The sequence below is a fragment of the Citrobacter sp. Cf116 genome, assembly GCF_030336505.1.
Lineage (GTDB): Bacteria > Pseudomonadota > Gammaproteobacteria > Enterobacterales > Enterobacteriaceae > Citrobacter > Citrobacter freundii.
This window is the reverse complement of record NZ_JAOWEQ010000037.1, coordinates 534,600-552,547: the sequence shown is the minus strand read 5'-3', so window position 1 is coordinate 552,547 and position 17,948 is coordinate 534,600. Positions and strand designations below refer to the sequence as shown.

18 protein-coding genes are annotated in these 17,948 nt (G+C 49.6%); 5 read left to right on the top strand and 13 right to left on the bottom strand.

Annotation, left to right across the window (positions count from 1 at the left end):
• Window positions 1-75 precede the first annotated feature (75 nt).
• From OGV74_RS12030 to OGV74_RS12000, 7 genes are all read right to left on the bottom strand, one after another.
• Window positions 76-2,040 carry a putative bifunctional diguanylate cyclase/phosphodiesterase gene (locus OGV74_RS12030; RefSeq protein ID WP_003029244.1) on the bottom strand — a complete coding sequence of 655 codons (1,965 nt, stop codon included), beginning with the start codon at window positions 2,038-2,040 and terminating at the stop codon, window positions 76-78.
• A gap of 17 nt (window positions 2,041-2,057) precedes the next feature.
• The gene (locus OGV74_RS12025; RefSeq protein WP_003029241.1) at window positions 2,058-2,552 is read right to left on the bottom strand and encodes a putative pterin-binding protein; all 495 of its coding nucleotides are present in this window, start codon (window positions 2,550-2,552) and stop codon (window positions 2,058-2,060) included.
• 409 nt (window positions 2,553-2,961) lie between these two features.
• Window positions 2,962-3,603 carry a helix-turn-helix transcriptional regulator gene (locus OGV74_RS12020; RefSeq protein ID WP_003029239.1) on the bottom strand — a complete coding sequence of 214 codons (642 nt, stop codon included), beginning with the start codon at window positions 3,601-3,603 and terminating at the stop codon, window positions 2,962-2,964.
• A gap of 127 nt (window positions 3,604-3,730) precedes the next feature.
• Window positions 3,731-4,699: a threo-3-hydroxy-L-aspartate ammonia-lyase gene (locus tag OGV74_RS12015; protein WP_046670625.1), complete on the bottom strand. Its 969-nt coding sequence runs from the start codon at window positions 4,697-4,699 to the stop codon at window positions 3,731-3,733.
• A 27-nt stretch (window positions 4,700-4,726) separates the two neighbouring features.
• Window positions 4,727-5,122 carry a RidA family protein gene (locus OGV74_RS12010; protein WP_003029233.1) on the bottom strand — a complete coding sequence of 132 codons (396 nt, stop codon included), beginning with the start codon at window positions 5,120-5,122 and terminating at the stop codon, window positions 4,727-4,729.
• 222 nt (window positions 5,123-5,344) lie between these two features.
• Window positions 5,345-5,653, bottom strand: coding sequence for a monooxygenase (locus OGV74_RS12005; protein ID WP_086504051.1), 309 nt, complete (start codon window positions 5,651-5,653; stop codon window positions 5,345-5,347).
• A gap of 36 nt (window positions 5,654-5,689) precedes the next feature.
• Window positions 5,690-6,481 (bottom strand): PhzF family phenazine biosynthesis protein, encoded by a 792-nt coding sequence (locus OGV74_RS12000; RefSeq protein ID WP_048216504.1) that lies wholly within the window; start codon window positions 6,479-6,481, stop codon window positions 5,690-5,692.
• Between the two features lie 129 nt (window positions 6,482-6,610).
• Between OGV74_RS12000 and OGV74_RS11995 the strand changes: the two genes are divergently transcribed.
• Window positions 6,611-7,309, top strand: a complete 699-nt coding sequence (locus tag OGV74_RS11995; RefSeq protein ID WP_032949212.1) for an RluA family pseudouridine synthase — start codon at window positions 6,611-6,613, stop codon at window positions 7,307-7,309.
• Window positions 7,310-7,348: 39 nt separating this feature from the next.
• On the opposite strand, the gene mdtK is transcribed toward OGV74_RS11995, so the two are convergent.
• On the bottom strand, window positions 7,349-8,722 hold the full coding sequence (mdtK, locus tag OGV74_RS11990; protein WP_048216502.1) for a multidrug efflux MATE transporter MdtK: 1,374 nt from the start codon (window positions 8,720-8,722) through the stop codon (window positions 7,349-7,351).
• Window positions 8,723-8,939: 217 nt separating this feature from the next.
• Here mdtK and OGV74_RS11985 point away from each other — a divergent pair, with 217 nt between their 5' ends.
• Entirely contained in the window at window positions 8,940-9,587 is a 648-nt protein-coding gene (locus OGV74_RS11985) for a riboflavin synthase (protein WP_003029220.1), read from the top strand.
• A gap of 41 nt (window positions 9,588-9,628) precedes the next feature.
• Here OGV74_RS11985 and cfa read toward each other — a convergent pair whose 3' ends face one another.
• Together cfa and punC are read right to left on the bottom strand one after the other, a co-directional pair.
• Window positions 9,629-10,777: a cyclopropane fatty acyl phospholipid synthase gene (gene cfa, locus OGV74_RS11980; protein WP_003029219.1), complete on the bottom strand. Its 1,149-nt coding sequence runs from the start codon at window positions 10,775-10,777 to the stop codon at window positions 9,629-9,631.
• A 290-nt stretch (window positions 10,778-11,067) separates the two neighbouring features.
• Window positions 11,068-12,273, bottom strand: coding sequence for a purine nucleoside transporter PunC (punC, locus tag OGV74_RS11975; RefSeq protein ID WP_003836456.1), 1,206 nt, complete (start codon window positions 12,271-12,273; stop codon window positions 11,068-11,070).
• Window positions 12,274-12,386: 113 nt separating this feature from the next.
• Here punC and punR point away from each other — a divergent pair, with 113 nt between their 5' ends.
• Window positions 12,387-13,319: a DNA-binding transcriptional activator PunR gene (gene punR / locus OGV74_RS11970; RefSeq protein WP_003029215.1), complete on the top strand. Its 933-nt coding sequence runs from the start codon at window positions 12,387-12,389 to the stop codon at window positions 13,317-13,319.
• Here punR and purR read toward each other — a convergent pair.
• Window positions 13,316-14,341: an HTH-type transcriptional repressor PurR gene (gene purR / locus OGV74_RS11965; protein ID WP_003029211.1), complete on the bottom strand. Its 1,026-nt coding sequence runs from the start codon at window positions 14,339-14,341 to the stop codon at window positions 13,316-13,318. The genes punR and purR overlap by 4 nt on opposite strands.
• A 297-nt stretch (window positions 14,342-14,638) precedes the next feature.
• On the opposite strand from purR, the gene cydH reads away from it, so the two are divergent.
• Both cydH and OGV74_RS11955 read left to right on the top strand, forming a co-directional pair.
• Window positions 14,639-14,728: a cytochrome bd-I accessory subunit CydH gene (gene cydH, locus OGV74_RS11960; protein WP_003029209.1), complete on the top strand. Its 90-nt coding sequence runs from the start codon at window positions 14,639-14,641 to the stop codon at window positions 14,726-14,728.
• A gap of 174 nt (window positions 14,729-14,902) precedes the next feature.
• Window positions 14,903-16,072 (top strand): MFS transporter, encoded by a 1,170-nt coding sequence (locus OGV74_RS11955; RefSeq protein WP_016150189.1) that lies wholly within the window; start codon window positions 14,903-14,905, stop codon window positions 16,070-16,072.
• 39 nt (window positions 16,073-16,111) lie between these two features.
• Here OGV74_RS11955 and sodB read toward each other — a convergent pair whose 3' ends face one another.
• Entirely contained in the window at window positions 16,112-16,693 is a 582-nt protein-coding gene (sodB, locus tag OGV74_RS11950) for a superoxide dismutase [Fe] (RefSeq protein ID WP_003029205.1), read from the bottom strand.
• Between the two features lie 127 nt (window positions 16,694-16,820).
• Window positions 16,821-17,651, bottom strand: a complete 831-nt coding sequence (locus OGV74_RS11945; protein WP_032935840.1) for a C40 family peptidase — start codon at window positions 17,649-17,651, stop codon at window positions 16,821-16,823.
• Between the last annotated feature and the right edge of the window lie 297 nt (window positions 17,652-17,948).

The following is a 17,948-nucleotide window of genomic DNA, read 5'->3' as shown; positions in this document are numbered from 1 at the left end:
CTCAGGTCAGGGTGAGTTTAGCGTCGACATTGCCACTCAGCGCGTTACGGGCAGTTGAAGCCTTATAGAAAATCTTCATGGCATCGTTTTTCTGTTGTTTATTGGCACAACTTGACCATTTCTGATTTCCTCATTGACACAAGGTTGAGGTTTACCAAACAGATATCCTTGGGCGAAATCGCAGCCCAGCGCCTGAAGGCTTTTTAGTTGCTCCTGAGTTTCAACACCTTCAGCAACAGCCTTCATATTGAGTGATTTCGCCATGCCCGTGATCAGTTTGATGATATTAAGCGCATCTTCATGTGTGGATATTGAATGCACAAAAGACTTGTCTATTTTAATTTTATCGAAGGCAAGCTTGCTCAGGCGCGAAAGAGAAGAATATCCGGTACCAAAATCATCGATGGAGATTTTTACGCCCAGGGCTCTGAGTTTATTAAGCGTATTCATCGGTGTCGTACTCTCAGTGAAGAGAGAGGACTCTGTTACTTCCAGTTCAAGACGATCGGCTGGGAGTCCAGTTTCTTTCAGAATAGACAGTACGATACCGACAAAGGCTTTGCTGCTTAGCTGGACAGGAGAGACATTTACTGAAATTTTAGCAGGAACCGCCCAACAAGCAGCTTCCCTGCAGGCAATTTCAAGCACTGCTTTCCCCATCTCATTAATCATTCCGGTTTTTTCAGCAACAGGAATAAAGCTATCCGGCGACAGGAGGCCCTTCAGAGGATGGAGCCAACGAATTAGGGCTTCATAGCTATAAATTTCCTGGCTGAAGGAGTCAACAATCGGCTGGTAATAAACCACGAACTCTTTGTTCACTATTGCCAATGCCATATCATGCTCAAGCGTTCTGCTTTCTTGTAGCTTTTCTAACATTCGTTGTCGGAAGACTTTTATCTTACCTGAGCCTTCACCTTTGGCTTCATAAAGGGCCAGATCGGCAAATTTATAAAGATAGTCGGAACGACGTTCAGTGTCTGAGATAACAATGCCAACACAGGTGGTTATGTTGATAATCGTGTTATAAATAGTGTAGGGCTGGCTGATAAATTCACATATTTTCTGGGCCCGCGAAACGGCGTGGCTTTCTGTCAGGCCACTTGAGAGAAACGCAAATTCATCTCCACCCAGGCGATACAGCGTATCCGAAGTAAGGCTCATTGAAACCAGTCGGTCTGATATCTGGCGTAGCAACATATCACCGGCATCATGACCATACGTATCATTTACCTCTTTGAATCGATCTAAATCAAACAACATCACAGTCACAGAATCGTGATTTTTTTCTGCTATCTCAATTGTTTTATTTAAATCGCTCCAGAATAGTTGACGATTATTCATCTCGGTAAGAGAGTCATGGTAGACGTCATATTCCAGTTTAGCATTCTGGATTTGCAGCTTTTCTTTAGATTTCTGCAGCTCTTCGGCAAGACTCTTGACCTGCAGGTGCGCCCGCAGAATATTTCTGTTTTGATAGAAAATGAGCACTCCCAGAATCGCACTCAGTATTATCAGCAGCACCGAGGTTGCTGAGTAAATATAGTACAGCGTTTGAATTTTTTGGTTGGCGTTATTGATCGAGTTAACATCTTTGTTTAACGCGCCAGATGAAAGACGACCCAGTGGCGCATCCAGAGTATGCATTTTTTTCAGATAAGCCTGGAGTGCTGAACGGTTCATTTTCTCTAGATTAACATCCAGAAAACTAAGGGTGTTTTCAAGTTTTACCGCCAGCTCACGGTGGGCTATATTGCTTTCTATGTAGCGCCCCAGGTCACCTTCTTTTATTAAATCACTCTGGCTGAGCATAATGTCGAGGCGCATGCGTACATCATCGAGATTCATCGTATCATCGATAGTGTAAAGACCCAGCAATGACTCGAATCGGTAATATTGTGATACCAGCTGAGCAGCAGACCAGGAATCGGTGTAGTGAGTCAGTTTCTGTAACTCTTGTTGCCGTTCATGCACGAGGAAAGAGATATATCCGGTAGATATAAAAAGAAAAAAGATGATGCCAGCCAGTATTCTGTTCATGATGTTCCTCTGAACGTTTACTCAATATCCATACTACTGACCTGCCATGCAGACCTTGAATAATAAATCTGATTATTCAGTTCCGGCATGCTGTCATAGGGGTACACAATGAATAAAGGACCTTTATCACGGATGCGCATATATTTTCCGTTGATTTTTAACGCAAGGATGGCATTGTATTTTTTGAAATCACTGAGAGGGATTACGGTGGTGTAGTCATTGAGCGCAGTGACCTTTACAACCGAGCCGCTCGCGCCGACGTAATCCATGAGCTTTTGTAGTGGAATACCCGTAAAGGTAGTGCGTCCATTATACCAGGGGGAGGTGGTCTGGAAACTGACCATGCCCAGCTTCTCAAGGCTGGCGGTATCAAAAACGGCTTTCCCGTCTGCATTTGTATTTTCAATATTACCGGACAGCGTTAAAAGAACTGTACCGGAAGGCTGGGGAAGTTCACCTGCCCAGAGCTGGGTGGTGAGCACAAAGCTTACTAACATTACGATTAACCGCATTCTTACCTCACCAATCAGCCGGATGTAAAAGAATTATAATTTAGATATCACTCTATTTATATATATTGCATAGGTATTATTGATGCAATAAATTCAGCTTTATTTTTATTCATCTAAATCAATGGGTTAGATTTTGTTTGTTTTATTATGATGTTTAATCAATGCTGATGGAGTTATTAGAGGAAAACGTAATCTCACTATGTATGTACAAAAATAAATCATTTATTGACCCAGTGCCAATAAATACCTACGAAAATAAAGGTTTATTTTTTTCCCAGCGGCGGGCGTTGTTTACTGGTTGATGGCTATATCGGATACGAAGCGGGCCAAAGTATAGCGGGAGCGCTTCGTGTCGGTAATCAAGAACAGACTTTTTATACTGCGGCTGGTGCGGTTCAACAGAACCCGTTTATTCACCCGCCTGAACTGACTGGCGGGCATACAGGTAGGCGGTGGCCCTCGATACGCCCAGATGCTGCGCCACCGTATCCATAGATTTGCGTACGTTGAGCAAACCGTCCTGGCGTAATTGTTGAATCAGCAGCTTACGGTCTTGAGGTTTAAGGGCTCGGGCCGTCGTAGCGCGTTTAGCGGCAAAGTCATCAATACGCTGGCGGATGACTTCGTTACTGCCGGGATCGATATGTTCCTTAATGGGGGAGTTTTCGGTTTCAGTAAAACGCGCAAGAGCACTCTGCATACCACGAAACAGTGTCATATCTACATTCAGACAGAGAGCTGCTACGTATCTGCCTTCTTCGTCCTTGATGCCAATTGAGGTACTTTTCACCGGGCGACCATCGGCAAACTGATTACTGTAGTTCGCAATGATGCTGGGAAAGTCAGGCGATGCGATTCTCGCCAGGCCAAGCTCGGTTGCTGGCTGGCCGGGTTGACGTCCGGACAGATTATTATGGATGGATAAAATGGCATGTTCAGGATTTTTGAGGTCATGAACCACCACTTCGCAAAACGGAGAGAAGGTCTCACTCAATCCCCTGGCGATAGTATCAATTTGGCTGAGAAGCGAGTTATTGTCGGTTTTTGGCATGCCAGTCTCCTGCGGTGATGCCTGTTGCCATGATTGCGAGCAGTTTACAGTGACCTGGGATCGTTTTTCCAGACGGCAATGTACAGACAGTAACATTAGGGTATCTGCATGACAGATACCCTGTTTATCATCCGGCCAGAAATTCACTGTAGCGGCTGATATCCACGTTTCCACCGCTGATGATAATGCCGACTTTCTTGCCGCGAAGTTCAGCTTTGCGCGCTCTGGCGGCAGCAAAACCCAGACACCCGGTCGGCTCAACGACGATTTTCATGCGTTCAGCGATAAATTTCATTGAGGTGATTAACTCAGCGTCTGAAACCGTCAGAATATCGTTCACGTTTTGCTGGATAATCTGAAACGTATAGTTCCCGAGATGTTGGGTCTGAGCACCGTCAGCAATGGTTTTGGGCGTATCGATATGAACAATTTTTCCGCTACGAAACGACTGTTGACCATCGTTCCCCGCCTCAGGTTCTACACCATAGACGATGCAGTCAGGAGACAGATGTCTGGCCGCCAGAGCGGATCCTGAGAGCAGGCCGCCACCGCCCAGACAAACGAAAAGGGCGTCTAACTGACCCACTTCTTCAATCAGCTCTTTTGTGGCGGTGCCCTGGCCTGCAATCACGTGCGGATGGTCGTAAGGGGGGATCAGCGTTAACCCCTGTTTCTCTGCCAGGCCCCGACCAATTTTTTCACGATCTTCAGTATAGCGATCGTAAGTTACCACCTTTCCGCCATAGCCTTTTGTTGCTGCAACTTTAGCTACCGGAGCATCATGCGGCATGATAATTGTTGCTGGAATCCCCAATAATTTTGCCGACAGTGCAATGGCCTGCGCATGGTTACCGGAAGAAAACGTCACGACGCCCGCAGCACGTTGTTGTGGTGTGAACTGGCGTAGCGCATTCATAGCGCCGCGAAATTTGAAGGCGCCCATTCTCTGGAAGTTTTCGCACTTAAAGAAGACTTCCGCGCCAAATTCTTCATTAACCGTTCGGGATGTCATCACCGGCGTTTTGTTAGCATAATCTGCGATGCGCTCTGCCGCAGCGGCAACATCGTTATAATCAGGCAGTGTCATTTCAGTCATTGTTGTTCACCTGTATGTTGTTAAATGTCACGCTTGCGGGGCCAACGCCATAGCTTCAACTTCCAGCGCAAAACCATAATGAAGTTCCGCAACACCGGCTACAGCACGGGATGGACGGAAATCACCGATCCACTCCCCATAGATTTTGTTAAACGTCGGCCACTGATTCATATCCGTCACATAGACGCGAACTGACACCAGATGCTGGCGGGAAACTCCAGCACCCGCCAGACAAGCATCAATATTCTGTAGCACCAGCCGGGTTTGATCTTCAAAAGATGCATCCGCTTTTTTCTCGCCGTCGAAAGTGACCGGCAATTGCCCAGAAATGAAGACGAAACCGCCAGCCGTTGTACTGTGCGAGTAATGACCTGCTGGCGGGAAGCTTCCAGCAGATGAGTTCAGTGTAATGTCCGCGGACATAATAAACCTCCTGTAGCTAATGATTCACTTTGTATAAAATAATACAATTTGTATTATTTTATACGCCTATATGCCACTTTCGGCTAGAGATAATTTTCGCGGGTGATGATTTTGTGAACTATTGCAAATGTGGCTAATGTAAATCGCTAACCTGGGTAGGAACGAAGAGGGGAAGGCAGGAGAGTGAAGAAACGCCCCGGGGGGGGCGTCTAAGGCAAAATACTAGCCGATGTGACCGTGGTTAATTTTAGTTAACGGTTCATTGATATCGAAGATTTTGAACGTCACGTCTTCCACACCCAGATGCTTCAGACGGGCGGTATGCTTTTTGATATAGGCCTGAGCGGTGTCTTCGTCCCGGAACAGGTAGATGCCACCCGCTTCGTGATTTGCTTCGTTCTCGGTCCAGATTTTCCAGATGAACCCCGGCTCCTGGTTGATTGATTCGGCCAGTTCAACGAGCTGATTCGACATCTCAGCCCCAAACGGACCATGAAAATCAAAGAGTATCTGCACGAGTTTGTTCGACATAAATCCTCCATGGATTGGTTATTTCGGGTAAGGCTGCTAGCGCAGCAGCACTTTACCGGTCAGATAAGTTATTGCCTGTCCACTGATATAAACACGCGTTCCTGCTAACTGACAGCGTAAATCCCCGCCGCGCTCAGAGACCTGGCGCGCCAGCATCTGTGTTTTATTCAGTTTTGCAGCCCAGTAAGGGATCAGCATGCTATGTGCCGAGCCTGTGACCGGGTCTTCCGCGACGGCTTCACCCGGGCAGAAGAAACGGCTGACAAAATCGTATTCCCCGTCACCCGGCGCGGTGATGCACACCATTTTCCCCAGCGGAAGCATGGCGTGGATGTTTGGGCGAACAGCCTCAACCTGCTGTTGATTTTCCAACACCACCATGTAATCGCGTGCCACGCGCATCTCTTTGTATTCGGTGATGCCTAATGTTTCCAGCAGTAAAGCGGGCGGCACGGCAGATTCGCTTTGCCAGGCAGGAAAATCGAGCGTCAGCCATTCACCGCTGCGCGTGACCGTCAGCGGTCCCACAAAGCGGGTAGCAAAATGGATTTTTGTATCCGGGTAATCCAGATGTTCAAAGATGACATGCGCGGTGGCAAGCGTGGCATGCCCACACAGATTGATTTCACCCTGAGTGGTAAACCAACGCAGCTCAAAACCATTCTCATTGGCGATAAAAAAAGCGGTTTCTGACTGGTTATGCTGCTGTGCCATCTTTAATAATGTTTCATCGGGCAACCAGTCCGTGAGCGGACAGACTGCTGCGGCATTACCGCCAAACGTCGTGGTGGTAAAGGCATCCACCATGTAAAAATCGATTTGTTGCACAGAATAACCCTCTCATCGCACTCAGGATAAATCACACTCTACCATGCCAGCCATTGGGTCAGCGCTCCGATTCGCCACTGCGGTGAAAATTCGTTATCATCCGTCCCCACACCTCATTCTGGCCGCCTGATGTCTACGATCCTCGATACCTTTATTGCCCCGCCTTGTCATGACGAGATAGAGACCCTCTATCGGGACGAGCATCTGGTGCTAATCAATAAACCCAGCGGGTTACTTAGCTTGTCGGGCAAAAATCCGCAGAATCTCGATTCGGTACATCATCGGCTGGTACAGATTTACCCTGGCTGCACGCTGGTACATCGGCTTGATTTCGGCACTTCTGGACTGATGGTGGTCGCCCGTAACAAGGCTATCAACGCTGCACTTTGCCAGCAGTTCAGCCAGCGTACGGTCACTAAGGTGTACAGCGCACTGTTATGCGGGCATCTGGAAAACGACGAAGGAGTTATCGATGCAGCGATTGCCAAAGACCCGGCGCTGTTTCCATTAATGTCAATTTGTGCTCTCAACGGCAAACCCGCACGCTCGCGCTATCAGGTTGTCGAGCGCTTTTATCATCGTCAGGAAAAGGGGGCGTTGCTCCCCTTGACGCGGGTACAACTGATGCCTGAAACCGGGCGGACCCACCAACTGCGGATCCACTGTCAGCTGTTGGGACATCCGATTTTAGGCTGTGATTTGTATGGCGGGCGTCTGCTGCCTGGCACTGAAAGGGTGCCGCGACTGATGCTGCATGCCAGTGAACTGCATTTCAGGCATCCCATTAGTGAAGCGTGGATGAACGCCCAAAACGCCAGTCCGTTCTGAGGATGTAAAAAAAGCCGCCAGACGGCGGCTATTTAGGCATTATCGTGCAGCTCGTTGCAATATAACCGCTGACGGCTGGCGTTGCAGAAAGCGCATCCGCAGCATCATCAGTACCGCCGCAGAGGTCAGGCCGATAATAAAGCCCATCCAGAATCCTGCTGGCCCCATGCGGTCAACTACCAGATCGGTCAGCGCCAGTATATAGCCGCTCGGCAGACCCAGCACCCAGTAGGCTGTAAAGGTTATAAAGAAAATGGAACGCGTATCTTTATAACCACGCAGGATCCCGCTGCCAATAACCTGGATAGAGTCCGATATTTGATACACCGCGGCCAGTAACATGAGCTGCGCGGCCAGGGTGACGACTTCCGGATTATTGTTGTAGAGCAGGGCAATATGCTCGCGGAATGTCACGGTGAAAAGCGCCGTTACGACCGCCATGCAGACACCGACACCCAGACCCGTTCTGGCTGCAGTTTGTGCATCCAGCGTGGAGCCCTGGCCCAGACGATAACCGACACGAATGGTGACGGCAGCAGCCAGAGACATCGGCAGGACGAACATTAACGAACTGAAGTTCAGTGCTATCTGGTGTCCGGCCACGTCGATAATCCCCAGCGGGGATACCAGCAGAGCGACCACCGCAAACAGCGTTACCTCGAAAAATAACGCCAGCGCGATAGGTAAACCCAGTTGCACCAGACGCTTCATTACTGCGGTGTCAGGTTTCTGGAAACCACGCTCATTACGGATATCGCGCATCGAGCGCGCACGTTTGATGTAAGAGAGCATGGCGATAAACATCACCCAGTAAACAGCCGCCGTAGCCACGCCGCAGCCTACGCCACCCAGTTCCGGCATGCCTAAATGTCCATAAATGAAAACGTAGTTAACCGGAATGTTCACCAGCAGGCCGAGAAAGCCCATCACCATCGCAGGTTTAGTTTTGGCTAATCCTTCGCACTGGTTACGGGCTACCTGGAAGAACAAATACCCCGGTGCGCCCCACAGCAAGGCACGCAGGTAGCCAACGGCTTTATCCGCCAGCGCCGGATCAATGTTATGCATGGAGCGAATAATGTACCCTGCGTTCCATAGCACAACCATAATCAGCACGGAGACGCTGCCCGCCAGCCAGAATCCCTGACGTATTTGATGGGCGATACGGTCGCGGCGTCCGGAACCATTGAGTTGCGCAATTACTGGCGTCAAAGCCAGCAGTAGTCCATGACCAAACAGAATGGCAGGTAACCAGATAGACGTACCAATGGCGACTGCCGCCATATCAGTAGCGCTGTATCCGCCCGCCATGACGGTATCAACGAATCCCATTGCGGTTTGAGCAATTTGCGCAAGAATCACCGGTATTGCCAGAGCTAATAACTGACGCGCTTCACTTACATACTTTTGCACGTGTACACCACTATATTGTTGTTATTTGAGAGACTAAAAAAGCCGCCTTATATGGCAGCAAGGAGAAAAAGCAGGGGAAATTTCAGTCTATTGTAGCGAGGAATACGTAATTCTCCAGTGAAAAAACAGGCAGGCGCGGCGCATTGCTGGCAACCTGAATTTCCACCTGCTATTGTGCTGTGCAGAGATGTCATAATTGAGTTCAGGAGTAGGGAGTATGTTTACGGGTATTGTGCAGGGCACCGCAAAATTGGTGTCCATTGATGAAAAACCAAATTTTCGTACGCATGTTGTGGAGTTGCCTGAATATATGCTGGATGCGCTGGAGACCGGCGCATCGGTTGCCCACAATGGGTGCTGCCTGACGGTCACCGAAATTAACGGGAACCAGATAAGCTTTGACCTGATGAAAGAAACGCTGCGTATCACCAATCTGGGCGAACTGAAGGTCGGTGATTTGGTTAACGTTGAGCGTGCGGCAAAATTCAGTGATGAGATTGGCGGACATTTAATGTCGGGCCATATTATGACCACTGCCGAAGTGTCGAAAATTCTGACCTCGGAGAATAACCGCCAGGTGTGGTTTAAAGTCCAGGACCCGTCGCTGATGAAATATATCCTGTACAAAGGATTTATTGGTATTGACGGTATCAGTCTGACGGTCGGTGAAGTGACGCCGACGCGTTTCTGTGTACACTTGATCCCGGAAACGCTGGAGCGTACGACGCTTGGCAAGAAAAAGCTGGGCGCAAGGGTTAATATCGAAATCGATCCCCAAACGCAGGCGGTGGTTGATACTGTTGAGCGTGTGCTGGCGGCGCGTGAAAGCGCCATCAGCAACATAACGGGAGAAGCGGGAGCCTAAGCCTGAGAGTTAAGCCCTCGTTGATACGGGGGCGATAACGATTAACGGGGAACGCGCAGGCCGTGTTCAACGCCGCGAGAAAATACCACCTGCCATAACTGAATATCGCGAGCTCGAAACGCTCCGGCACAGGCGTTCAGATAATAGCTGAACATCCGTTTGAAACGTTCGGTATAGTTATCGGCGATTTCAGGCCAGGAGTTAATGAAACGTTCGTGCCAGGCCATCAGCGTCGTGTCGTAGTCCGCGCCAAAATTATGCCAGTCTTCCATTACAAAATGTGGCTCGCTGGCGTTGGCAATCTGGCGAACTGATGGTAAACAGCCGTTCGGGAAGATATATTTATTGATCCACGGATCAACGTTATTGTCGGTCTTTTTGGAGCCGATGCTATGCAGTAAAAAGAGACCATCCGGTTTTAAATTGCGATCGACCACGTCAAAATAGGTGGCGTAGTTTTTCGGCCCTACATGCTCAAACATGCCGACGGAAACAATACGATCGAATTTGTCATTCAGGTCACGATAATCCTGCAGCAAAATTGTGACATCAAGCCCCGCACACCGTGACTGCGCCATTTTCTGCTGTTCTGCCGAAATGGTTACACCCACCACGCTGACGCCATATTCTGATGCCATAAACTGGGATAAGCCGCCCCAGCCGCAGCCTATATCGAGCACCCGCATCCCTGGCTTCAACTGCAGCTTTTCAGCAATCATTTTTAGCTTCGCCTGCTGGGCAGATTCCAGGGTATCGGCATCTTTCCAGTAGGCGCAGGAATACTGCATATAGGGGTCCAGCATGCGAGTAAAGAGATCGTTGCCTAAATCGTAATGTTCTTTGCCGACAACCCATGCACGCTTTTTGGTCTGCAAATTGAACAAGCGAGCAGCGGCAATTCGTAACGTATCTTTGAAGTGGCGGGGGAGTTGGTTTTCAAGACCGGCGCGTAGGACTTTACTAAAAAACATATCCAGCCGGTCGCATTCCCACCAGCCATCCATATAACTTTCACCTAACCCTAACGATCCTTCCTGCAATACTCGTTTGAAAAAATCGGGGTTCTTTACGCGAATATCCGCCGGTGCCGGGCCATTAATGGTAATGCCTGCACGGCTCAATAATTCATTGGTGATGCGGTACCAGTCATCATCCGGTACGCTGACGTCTTCTATACACGATGAACTCATAGCTTCTCCATCACTGGTCGGTGATCAGAACCTTAAAACAGCGTAGACGCTTTTTTGGGCTTTGTGAGAAATCTCACGGAATTAATCCGTGAATCTATAATCCGACGTAGAACAGAGGAAGGGAGGAACCCTTGCCGAAAAGACCATCCGTGGGAATACGGGAACATTCTTGTTCCCGTTAACACATAAAAATTATCGTTTTTTTAACATCCGGAAATCAGTATAGGCCTGAATTTTTGACGATTCAACTGATAATTCTTAGCGGGCTAATTAATTGCCCGCGACAATTATTAGTGAGACTCTCCGTGGGCAATTTGCGCGCGGTCATCTGTTTGCGGGGCGTCAGTTTTCTGCGATTGCATTTTGTAACCCACAGCAGCCAGCAATACCGTGGTCAGCATAACGCTGGTAGTGGTGAGCAGCGGGGTAGCAATCAACCAGGAAACGACAAGGCTTGCCAGGAAGCATAAACCCAGTTGTAGCGTATTCTGCAATGCGGCAGCGCGTCCAGTGGCCTGTGGGAAAGGGCGTAATGCCTGGGCGACAACGATAGGGTAGATTGCGCCGTTCGCAATCGCCATAACGCAGAATGGGATCAGGATTTCAGCCAATGCGACATGATGAATAAAGCCGGTCGCCCAGGTGCCTACAACGCTGAAGGCATACAGAATGAGTAACCAGGGCAGCAGCTGACGACCCTGCCATTTTTGCAGCGCAGCACGACAGCCGTAACCACCGATTAAAAAGGCGATAGTTTGCGGAACATAGCTCAGACCAATTACCGCTGGGCTATAACCCATTTCGCTAAGGATGAACGGGGAACCCGTCAGCCATGCAAAAAAGCTCGCAGAACAGGCGGCATAAATCAGCACGTTTCCACGGTAAGTTTTCGAGCGCAGCAAGGTGGTGAAAGTCAGTTTATCCTGGCTGTCATCGCGTGCTTTAGCTGTAGGCTTTAAACGCAGCGCCGGAAGCATCAGAATCAGAGTAATGGCGAACAGGGTGGCAAAAATGGCTTGCCAGGAAAAATGTACCAGGATCCAACTACCTAATAACGGGGCGAGGGCAGGTGATAACCCGACCAGCGGCATAATGGTGGCAAAGATGCGGTTTACTTTTTGTGAAGGATAATAGTCGGTAACCAGCGCTTGCCAGATAACCGATGCTGCACAGACGCCAACGGCCTGAACAAATCGCAGTACCAGCAGGCCTGTGGCGTTTTCAACCCATAGCATGCCCAGACTGCCCAGTGCGAAGATAGATAAACCCAGCAGCAAAATAGGCTTGCGACCATAGTGGTCAGAGAGCGGTCCCCACAGCAGTTGTGCGACGGCAAAACCGGCTAAGAACAAGCTCAGGCTAGCGCTGACGGCAGATGCAGGCGTTTGCAGATCGGACTGAATTGCGGCGAAGGCGGGCAGATACATATCTGTTGCCAGAAAGCCGAGCACGCTAAGGCCCGCTAGCCAGACTAAAAACCCTTTCCCAGGTTGCATCATTATTTCTCTTTTTTTAGCAATAGAACAATGCCGCTGAGTGTAGTGAGTGTAATTCTCGCTGTGAAACGCTAATATTTGCTTACTGATTTCAAAATTTTTGCAGGCAGAATATGTGGTCGGAATATTCACTTGAAGTGGTTGATGCGGTTGCGCGTAACGGTAGCTTTAGTTCAGCCGCACAGGAGCTACACCGTGTACCTTCGGCGGTAAGCTACACTGTGCGCCAACTGGAAGAGTGGCTGGCGGTACCACTTTTTGAGCGACGCCATCGGGATGTGGAATTAACGCCTGCCGGGGCATGGTTTTTAAAAGAAGGTCGCTCTGTTATCAAAAAAATGCAGATCACGCGCCAGCAATGCCAGCAAATTGCCAACGGCTGGCGCGGACAGCTGGCGATCGCAGTCGATAACATTGTCCGCCCGGATCGTACCCGACAGATGATCGTGGATTTTTACCGTCACTTTGATGATGTGGAGTTGTTAGTTTTTCAGGAAGTGTTTAACGGCGTATGGGACGCGCTGTCCGATGGACGCGTGGAGCTGGCCATCGGCGCCACACAGGCGATTCCGGTAGGGGGGCGCTATACCTTCCGCGATATGGGAATGCTGAGCTGGAGTTGCGTGGTAGCCAGCCATCATCCACTGGCATCAATGCCCGGACCGCTAAGTGATGATACGTTGCGCAACTGGCCGTCACTGGTGCGCGAAGATACCTCCCGTACGTTGCCAAAGCGTATTACCTGGCTGCTGGATAACCAAAAGCGCGTCGTGGTGCCTGACTGGGAATCATCCGCTACCTGCTTATCAGCAGGGCTGTGTGTTGGCATGGTACCGACGCATTTTGCCAAGCCGTGGATCGATAGCGGCAAGTGGGTTGCGCTGCAACTGGAGAACCCCTTTCCTGATGCCGCATGCTGTCTGACATGGCAGCAGAACGATACGTCACCGGCATTGAGTTGGCTGCTGGACTATTTAGGGGATAGTGAAACGTTGAACAAGGAATGGCTGCGGGAGCCAGATGAGACTCCCGCACAACAGGCTTAACGGCGATAATCGCGGAACGGACCGTCGGCAACGGAGCGACGCTCAACCAGACGTGGATGCACCTCGATAGACTGTGACTCTTCACGTTTATTCACGATACGGTCTAACAGCATGTTGAAGGCCGTTTCACCTAGTGAATCCTTCGGCTGGTGAATGGTCGTTAAGGCCGGCGTGAAGAAGCGGGCGTTGCGCACGTTGTCGTAGCCGATGAGTGAAACATCCTGTGGTACGCGCAGACCCATTTCGTCAGCGGCGCACAGCGCACCCATCGCCATAATATCGCCACCGCAGAAGACAGCGGTCGGACGATGCGATTGCGAAAGAATTTGCTGCATGGCGCGATAGCCGGACTCAGGCTCGAAATCGCCCTGGACAATCCAGTTATCAGGCACTTTAATCAGCGCTTCTTCCATCGCTTTCATAAAGCCCGCCAGACGCCCGGCCCCGGTATTACGTTCCATTGGACCTGGGATCACGCCAATTTCACGATGACCGCGTTCTACCAGATACCGACCCGCCATGTAACCGCCTTCGAAGGCGTTATCAATGACCGTATCGGTAAAGTCGGCTTTAGCTTCGCCCCAGTCCATGACGACCATCGGAATATGGCGATACTCTTCGAGCATCGAAAGCAGCGACTCCGGATACTCAGAACACATCACCAGCAGACCATCAACGCGCTTTTGCGCCATCATCGACAGATAGGCCTGCTGCTTTTCGAGACTGTTCCATGCGTTACCCAGAATCAGCGTATAGCCTTTCTGGAAACAGTTTTTCTCCACGGCTTCGATAATTTCTGCGAAATAGGCCGCTTCGCTGCTGGTCGCCAGCAAGCCAATAGACTTGGTGTGATTCACCTTCAGGCTGCGGGCAACTGCGCTCGGAGAATAGTGCAGTTCTTTGATCGCTGCCCAGACAGCATTACGCGTTTCTTCCGCGACAAAGCGCGTCTTGTTAATTACGTGTGATACGGTTGTAGTGGAAACGTTTGCTCGCTTCGCTACATCTTTAATTGTTGCCATTACATCTCACTCCAGACCATATCCTAAGCTCCTGAGAATACTCCAGGTAAACGTTTGCCTTTACACACCCTTAGCGCAACGTAAGGGTTGCGGCACGCCGGGAAAACGACACGGAACGTCAGGAAGGGGTCAATGGCCGGTACGCTAATCAAGTAAGCGTGGAATTTTGTCTGATCTTAACGAAAAGGGGAAGAGTTAAAAGCAGTTATCAATATAAATCGTGAGAGATTTTTGCTTTCAAGTGTGTAAAAATGCGCAATATCACTTTTTGTGTGGGAATAAAAAGGAGAAAACTTGATGAGCACCGATCTGAAATTTTCGTTAGTGACTACCATTATTGTTCTGGGTTTGATCGTCGCGGGTGGCCTGACCGCAGCGCTGCATTGATTTCCCCGAGGGAGTTAGCTCTCCCTCACTCTTTCCGCTCGTCTATCTCTTCTATTGTTTGCGAATTAGCAAAAGTCTTTTGCAATTTTGTTAACTTTATTAATTTTGCGATCAATGTCATGCTTTGACTCTTATTTTATGTCGCGCCACGGCTCGACGTTACGGAGTCGCAATATGAAACTCAATTATCCTTTACTGGCGCTGGCGATCGGAGCGTTTGGCATTGGCACCACCGAATTTTCGCCAATGGGATTATTGCCCGTCATAGCCAAAGGTGTGGATGTCTCGATTCCGGCGGCCGGCATGCTGATCAGCGCCTATGCGGTAGGTGTGATGGTAGGTGCACCGCTGATGACATTGCTGCTGTCTCATCGCGCGCGACGTAATGCTTTGATATTCCTGATGGCAATTTTCACGCTGGGTAATGTGCTTTCGGCTATCTCGCCGGATTACACCACGCTAATGCTATCGCGTATTTTGACCAGTCTTAACCATGGGGCCTTTTTTGGTCTCGGTTCAGTGGTTGCTGCCAGTGTTGTACCCAAACATAAGCAGGCCAGCGCCGTAGCAACGATGTTTATGGGGTTAACCATCGCCAATATTGGCGGCGTTCCGGCGGCGACATGGCTTGGTGAAACCATCGGTTGGCGCATGTCATTTATGGCCACTGCGGGTCTGGGCGTCATTGCTATGGTCAGCCTGTTCTTCTCCTTACCCAAGGGTGGAGCCGGAGAGCGCCCGGATGTTCGCAGCGAACTGGCGGTACTTATGCGCCCACAGGTGTTGTCGGCGTTACTGACTACCGTACTGGGTGCTGGGGCGATGTTCACGCTTTATACCTACATCTCGCCGGTTCTGCATACTATCACTCATGCCACTCCGGCATTTGTTACCGGGATGCTGGTGTTGATAGGCATTGGTTTCTCGATCGGTAACTACTTTGGTGGCAAGTTTGCTGACCGTTCAGTCAACGGTACGTTGAAAGGCTTTTTACTGCTGCTGATGGTTATTATGCTGGCCATTCCTTTCCTTGCGAGTAATGAGCTGGGGGCGGCGATCAGTATGGTGGTCTGGGGCGCGGCGACGTTCGCGGTCGTTCCACCGTTGCAGATGCGTGTGATGCGCGTTGCCAGTGAAGCACCTGGATTATCATCGTCAGTCAATATTGGCGCGTTTAATCTGGGGAACGCTCTGGGTGCAGCGGCCGGTGGGGCGGTGATATCAGGCGGCCTGGGCTACAGTTTTGTGCCAGTGATGGGGGCGATTGTGGCGGGTCTTGCGCTGCTGCTGGTGTTTATTTCCGCAAGAAGACAGCCAGAAGAGGCTTTCACGACCACGAATTAATGCAAAAACGCAGAAGGAAGCCCTTCTGCGTTATCTTTTTTATGCTGCGAAGTTCTTCGCAACAAATTCCCAGTTCACCAGCGCCCAGAAATGTTCCAGGTAGCCAGGACGGGCATTGCGATAGTCGATGTAGTAGGCGTGTTCCCATACGTCAACGGTCATCAGCGGCGTCGCGTCGGTGGTCAGCGGAGTACCTGCGTTGGAGGTGGAGACGATAGCCAGTTTGCCATCAGTTCCTTTAACCAGCCAGGTCCAGCCAGAACCGAAGTTTTTGATAGCGGCATCGGTGAACTGCGCTTTGAAATCTGCAAAGCTGCCAAAGGAGGCGGCAATTGCATCGGCCAGTTTACCGGTTGGTTCGCCACCTGCGTTTGGTGCCAGGCAGTTCCAGTAGAACGTGTGGTTCCATACTTGTGCTGCGTTATTGAATACACCGCCTTCAGAGCTACGAACGATCTCTTCCAGTGATTTGCCTTCAAACGCCGTGCCTTTAATCAGATTGTTCAGATTGGTCACGTAGGTTTGATGGTGTTTGCCATAGTGATATTCCAGCGTTTCGGCAGAAATGTGCGGTGCCAGAGCATCTTTGGCATACGGTAATGCAGGTAATTCAAACGACATTGCTTCTCTCCTTATTATTTATATTGAGTACACACAATAGCCTCATTGTGAGTAAGGATAGGGTAGCAAATTGAAAGGTTATGCAAAAGAAGAACTTACCCTACAGCATGTTCTGTAGGGTAAGTTTTTAGCGAATTGTTTTTGGCGTCATTACCCGACGAGCGCCCACATAGTGGCGCTGCCAGTAATCTTCGCTCAGAGAGGTGATTTGAATTTCCTGCCCGCTACGCGGTGACTGAATAAACTTACCGTTTCCGACGTAGACGCCGACGTGATCGGCTGTTCCGCGACCCTGGGTACGAAAGAAGACCAGATCGCCATTTTTCAGTTCGCCACGTTCAATCGGTGCTGCATCACGCAGATGATACATTTCGTTCGCGGTACGCGGAATGCGGAACTTCACCAGATCTTTATAGGCGTAATAAACCAGACCGCTGCAGTCAAACCCGGTTCTTGGCGAGGAGCCGCCCCAACGATAAGGTTTACCGATTTGGTTCATCAAGGTGGACATAGCGGTTTTAGTCGCTTTCTGGACTTTCACTTTATGGGCGTCAGCAAGCGTAGTTGGTGCAGTGGTTTTCACCTTCACGCAGCGTGGTTTATGACCTTTGCGCGGTGTGCATTTTTCAGTCCAGGTAACAGCTGCGGTTTGTGCTACGGCAGTTTTACCACGACGATTTGCAGTTTTAGTCGACTTTGCCGGAGTGGCAGTGCGTTTTTTAGAAGAGGAAGCGGTTTTGGTGCTGGTTTTACTGGTGGTTTTTGTCGCCGTTTTCTTGCTGGTCTTTGTTGTTTTTTGGCTGGTTGTTGCGCTTTTCTTTTTATCTACCGTTTTGATGGTGTGAGAATTGGTAGGTGTCGTCCTGGCTTGCTTGGAAGCATGAGCCATAGGCGTAAAGGGCAGTGTAGTAAAAAGTAAAGCACAGAGCGTGATCGAGATTCGGTTTATCCGCGCCACTGAGCAGTCCTCTGGTAAGGCAGGTCTATCGTGCCTGCGTGTGATTTTCAAAACTTGACGATTCTAATCTATAGAAAGAGGGAAAGTTAATAGCTTTTTTTGTTTAAAACTATGTTTCGTAACCGACCGCAAAAAAAAACATCAATTAACGTTGGAGTTGGTGAACAGATAATCAAAACCACATGTTTGAAGGGGATAAATGAGATTATGAATGCAACTTTTAGCGTCAGGGGATAAAATAATAACGCGTAATGAAAATGTTATTTTCCGTTGCCTGTCTGACCCGTTACAATGTCA

Bases quoted from the DNA above. Each gene is read 5' to 3' on its own strand.
- OGV74_RS11955 (WP_016150189.1), top strand. From the start codon at position 14,903: ATGAAACTCAATTATCCTTTACTGGCGCTGGCGATCGGAGCGTTTGGC.
- punC (WP_003836456.1), bottom strand. From the start codon at position 12,273: ATGCAACCTGGGAAAGGGTTTTTAGTCTGGCTAGCGGGCCTTAGCGTG.
- OGV74_RS12010 (WP_003029233.1), bottom strand. From the start codon at position 5,122: ATGTCCGCGGACATTACACTGAACTCATCTGCTGGAAGCTTCCCGCCA.
- punR (WP_003029215.1), top strand. From the start codon at position 12,387: ATGTGGTCGGAATATTCACTTGAAGTGGTTGATGCGGTTGCGCGTAAC.
- OGV74_RS12015 (WP_046670625.1), bottom strand. From the start codon at position 4,699: ATGACTGAAATGACACTGCCTGATTATAACGATGTTGCCGCTGCGGCA.
- cydH (WP_003029209.1), top strand. From the start codon at position 14,639: ATGAGCACCGATCTGAAATTTTCGTTAGTGACTACCATTATTGTTCTG.
- OGV74_RS11995 (WP_032949212.1), top strand. From the start codon at position 6,611: ATGTCTACGATCCTCGATACCTTTATTGCCCCGCCTTGTCATGACGAG.
- cfa (WP_003029219.1), bottom strand. From the start codon at position 10,777: ATGAGTTCATCGTGTATAGAAGACGTCAGCGTACCGGATGATGACTGG.
- OGV74_RS12020 (WP_003029239.1), bottom strand. From the start codon at position 3,603: ATGCCAAAAACCGACAATAACTCGCTTCTCAGCCAAATTGATACTATC.
- purR (WP_003029211.1), bottom strand. From the start codon at position 14,341: ATGGCAACAATTAAAGATGTAGCGAAGCGAGCAAACGTTTCCACTACA.
- sodB (WP_003029205.1), bottom strand. From the start codon at position 16,693: ATGTCGTTTGAATTACCTGCATTACCGTATGCCAAAGATGCTCTGGCA.
- OGV74_RS12005 (WP_086504051.1), bottom strand. From the start codon at position 5,653: ATGTCGAACAAACTCGTGCAGATACTCTTTGATTTTCATGGTCCGTTT.
- OGV74_RS11985 (WP_003029220.1), top strand. From the start codon at position 8,940: ATGTTTACGGGTATTGTGCAGGGCACCGCAAAATTGGTGTCCATTGAT.
- OGV74_RS12030 (WP_003029244.1), bottom strand. From the start codon at position 2,040: ATGAACAGAATACTGGCTGGCATCATCTTTTTTCTTTTTATATCTACC.
- OGV74_RS12025 (WP_003029241.1), bottom strand. From the start codon at position 2,552: ATGCGGTTAATCGTAATGTTAGTAAGCTTTGTGCTCACCACCCAGCTC.